The following is a 3,369-nucleotide window of genomic DNA, read 5'->3' as shown; positions in this document are numbered from 1 at the left end:
AACCATGTCAATGTCCATAGAAACACCGCCTACAAAGTCTTAAAGGATGCTTGCAAAAACTTGTTTGAGCGTCGCTTTAGTTACCAAAAATTAACGGCTAAAGGCAATCTTGAGAATGTTATGAGCCGATGGGTACAGCGTGTGTCCTATGTTGAAAATGAAGCCCTTGTCCGTATCAGGTTTTCAGATGATGTTGTGCCACTGATCACCAACCTAGAGAAGCATTTCACCAGTTATGAACTGGAGCAGGTAAGTAGCCTAACGAGTGCCTATGCCATACGTTTATATGAACTACTAATTGCATGGCGTAGCACTGGGAAAGTATCAATGCTTGAAACTAAGGAATTGAGGTCAAGACTTGGTGTATTGGACACAGAGCATCAACGGATGGAATCGTTTAAAAGACGAGTATTAGAGCCTGCTATTCAACAAATTAACGACCATACCGACATTAAGGCAGAATACGAGCAACATAAGCGAGGACGTTCAATCATTGGGTTTTCATTCAGCTTTAAACAGAAATCCAAGCCTAAAACAATCAACCATGAACGAGATCCAAGCACGGTTGATATGTTCTGCAACTTGTCAGACAGTCAGATAAATACTTATAGCTCAGTATTGTCTAAAGTCCACAGTATCAGCGACCTAGCAGGGAATAAGGACTATCAAGCATTTGCAATATGGATTGCCAATATTTTACGTGACCCGTCCAGTGTGCGAGAAGAAACGGCAAAACGCATATTCAAGGCATTGCGAACAGAAACAGATTTTAAAGGTTAAATGGGAGTATTACTAATGACTGATTTATCAAAACTAAGTGAAACCGAGCTATTAGCTATCTGGAATAAAGATAATTTTGGACTGAAAGGTCAACTATACAAACTAGAACAAGAGTACATCGAAGCCAAAGAAATATTGGATAACTGGCAGAATAAAGACCACCCACTTTATGAACGTCATCAAAGTTGTGTGGATGGTCTTATTACAAGGATTGAGCGTATAAAACAACAACTAAACAAATGCGAATAATCAGAAAAAATCTGTCTCGCCCTATGAGATAGTGTTTTCATCCTGATTGCTTTTAGATCGTTTTGACCGTAGCTCGTTTGCTTTATTCATCATCGAGCCAGCCATACGTCCACCAGTCGTAGAACCACTTAAACGACTACCAAGGTCACTTTTTAAAGCAGAACTCATATTCATGGCCATATTACCAGCCATAAAACCAGCTTTACCCATTGCACTCGATGGGCCTGTGCCAGTTGCTTGAGCCGTTTTAAGCTGTTCACTTGCCAACGCTCCAGCGCCTTTTGTAGCCATAGACGCACCAGCTGCACCAGCAGCAGCGCCAGTTGTCGCAGCAGCCACAGCACGTAGGGCAGAAGTTAAAGCAGCACCACTTCCAATAGATGAACCGTTAATCACACCTTGGAGCATATCAGGCACAATTTTGGTTAATGCCAGCAGTACCACACTACAGCCAATCATACCGACCAAACTTACATTGTCTTCAACATTAAAGCCCGTAGCCCACTCTTGGATAAAAGTAAGTCCAAGACCTGCAATCAATTGTAAGATAAATATTTTTGCACCGACTGAAACAGCATATTGAATAGTTTTCAAGGCATAGTCTTTCGTCCATTGCGAACCTGCAAACCCCATCATTAAGACACTAGCTGACACCACGATATACATTTCAACCAACGCCAAAACCAAGAACGCACAAATCAAGGCAAATGCAATCATGATAATGATTGAAGCAATCAGCATCCCCAATGAATCAATAGGCGACCAAGCACTTACCGAGTTTAAAATCTCTTGGACGATCTTCCAGCCGTTCACAAAAAAATCTGAGGGTGTAAGCAGACTGTAGCCACTGGCGGTAGATGCAGCCTGCCTGAAGCTATTTACAATCGCTTCAGCGAACGTTGCTGAGTTCATCAAAAGCCATGACATAAAGCCAGAATCAAAAAATTATTATGTGATCAGATTTCTTTTCTGCTCAAACTGCTCTTCAATTTTTGAACTCAAAAAATTGACAATAGGCTGCAAAGCATAATGCTCCTCTTGCCAATTTTGTTTGCCGATTTCCCCTCTATATTCCTGTATAAGTCGCTGCAATACGAATTTCTGCTCATCAGAAAGCTGAGACATAACCCATCGTGCAGCATTGTCTTTTGAAGCAATATCCTTCATCACTAAACTAAAATAGATCCGGCATAAAGCTAAAATCTGGTTTCTTTCATCTGCATCCTCATCCCAATGCGCTACAATTTCGGGATAAGTGTCAGACATTGCTTGCCATAGTTCTTGATCAGAAATTTCAGGTGCCCATTGGTTTAAAGCTGGCCCAAATAAAACTGTATGATGAGATCTCGCTTTTCTAAGCAATATACTAATATCTGGGTCTTTCTGTGAGCTCAATATTCCACCTTCTTTAAGCTCTTCACGCAGCCATTCACCAAATTGCATTTCATAACTTAAAGGATAAATTCCAGACTGAATCTCATCTTTTAATAAAATAGTAACTTCTAATGGCCTTTGTAATTCCCCAACAGGCTGTGAAATTTTTAGTAATTCTTGTGCAAGCTGCTCACGTAAAGCAGAAGTTAATGGTTGAGTGACCACGACCAGTACATCAAGATCACTTTCTGGCCCTAAACCACCGTCAACAGCTGAACCATAAAGATAAATTGCAAATAATGATTCCGCTAAAAGCTGCTGTAATTTTTCTTGTAGATATTCTAACTGAATTAAATCAGGCATCACTCACTCCTTTAATGGAAGATTAAATAATTCTCTATCTCGATTTTCGGTTAAGTATTTATCGAGTTGAGCCATTAACTTTTCATGAGCAACAGTGTCATTTTCGACGATTTTTAACATACAAGAGCCGATTAAAATCTTACGTCTTGTATCATTCTTTCGTTCTAACTCTTTTTGCTTAGAACGTTCACGAGCTACAGCAGCTTGTTTTTGAGCTTTTAACTGTTTCAACTTTTCTAATTGGGCTTCAATTTTCTTTTCGATATTTTCAGCAGATTTTGTCATAACGGTTAATTTCGGGATATAGAAAACCACTCAAGCATAAAACCCTATGAATTGAAATTCAAGCGGGCTATATGCTATCGTGTTTTTCATGAAATGCGCACTTACGACTTGGATTTCATCCAAGTCAAAGTTTGCGTAAGGGGATACCCCTTAACCCCAAAAAACTGCTACGCAATTTTTTAAAAGCAAAAGCATCTCAAGGCGACTGCATGGCAATCTATCATTGTTCCACTAAAACGGTTAACCGAAGTTCAGGACGAACTGCGGTTGCATCAAGTGCCTATCGCGCAGGTGAAAAACTAGAAGATGAACGCACAG

Annotated in this window: 5 protein-coding genes and 1 pseudogene; 3 read left to right on the top strand and 3 right to left on the bottom strand. The window is 40.1% G+C overall.

What is annotated here, in order from left to right:
• On the top strand, positions 1 to 780 hold a 780-nt coding region (repM, locus tag FTV41_RS14005), incomplete at its 5' end, for a replication initiation protein RepM (protein WP_179996710.1).
• Positions 781 to 795: 15 nt separating this feature from the next.
• Positions 796 to 1,029: a hypothetical protein gene (locus tag FTV41_RS14000; RefSeq protein ID WP_065996352.1), complete on the top strand. Its 234-nt coding sequence runs from the start codon at positions 796 to 798 to the stop codon at positions 1,027 to 1,029.
• 21 nt (positions 1,030 to 1,050) lie between these two features.
• Here FTV41_RS14000 and trbL read toward each other — a convergent pair whose 3' ends face one another.
• The 3 genes from trbL to FTV41_RS13985 are packed head-to-tail and all read right to left on the bottom strand — an operon-like array spanning position 1,051 to position 3,051.
• A complete protein-coding gene (gene trbL, locus FTV41_RS13995) occupies positions 1,051 to 1,956 on the bottom strand; it encodes a P-type conjugative transfer protein TrbL (RefSeq protein WP_257221981.1) in 906 nt (301 codons plus the stop codon).
• 21 nt (positions 1,957 to 1,977) lie between these two features.
• Positions 1,978 to 2,766 carry an ANT(3'')-II family aminoglycoside nucleotidyltransferase gene (locus tag FTV41_RS13990; RefSeq protein ID WP_005071978.1) on the bottom strand — a complete coding sequence of 263 codons (789 nt, stop codon included), beginning with the start codon at positions 2,764 to 2,766 and terminating at the stop codon, positions 1,978 to 1,980.
• A 3-nt stretch (positions 2,767 to 2,769) separates the two neighbouring features.
• Positions 2,770 to 3,051, bottom strand: coding sequence for a mobilization protein (locus FTV41_RS13985; RefSeq protein ID WP_179996709.1), 282 nt, complete (start codon positions 3,049 to 3,051; stop codon positions 2,770 to 2,772).
• A 209-nt stretch (positions 3,052 to 3,260) separates the two neighbouring features.
• Between FTV41_RS13985 and FTV41_RS13980 the strand changes: the two are divergent.
• Positions 3,261 to 3,369: pseudogene (locus FTV41_RS13980) on the top strand (mobilization protein); the annotation flags it as partial.

The organism is Acinetobacter sp. YH16051, from assembly GCF_013417135.1.
In the GTDB taxonomy this organism is placed as follows: Bacteria; Pseudomonadota; Gammaproteobacteria; order Pseudomonadales; family Moraxellaceae; genus Acinetobacter; species Acinetobacter towneri.
The sequence above is the reverse complement of the archived record's forward strand: the minus strand, read 5'-3'. Positions and strand labels throughout refer to the sequence as shown.

What these genes read in the sequence shown, in the direction of transcription:
- FTV41_RS13990 (WP_005071978.1), bottom strand. Translation starts at nt 2,766, where the DNA reads ATGCCTGATTTAATTCAGTTAGAATATCTACAAGAAAAATTACAGCAG.
- FTV41_RS13985 (WP_179996709.1), bottom strand. Translation starts at nt 3,051, where the DNA reads ATGACAAAATCTGCTGAAAATATCGAAAAGAAAATTGAAGCCCAATTA.
- trbL (WP_257221981.1), bottom strand. Translation starts at nt 1,956, where the DNA reads ATGTCATGGCTTTTGATGAACTCAGCAACGTTCGCTGAAGCGATTGTA.
- FTV41_RS14000 (WP_065996352.1), top strand. Translation starts at nt 796, where the DNA reads ATGACTGATTTATCAAAACTAAGTGAAACCGAGCTATTAGCTATCTGG.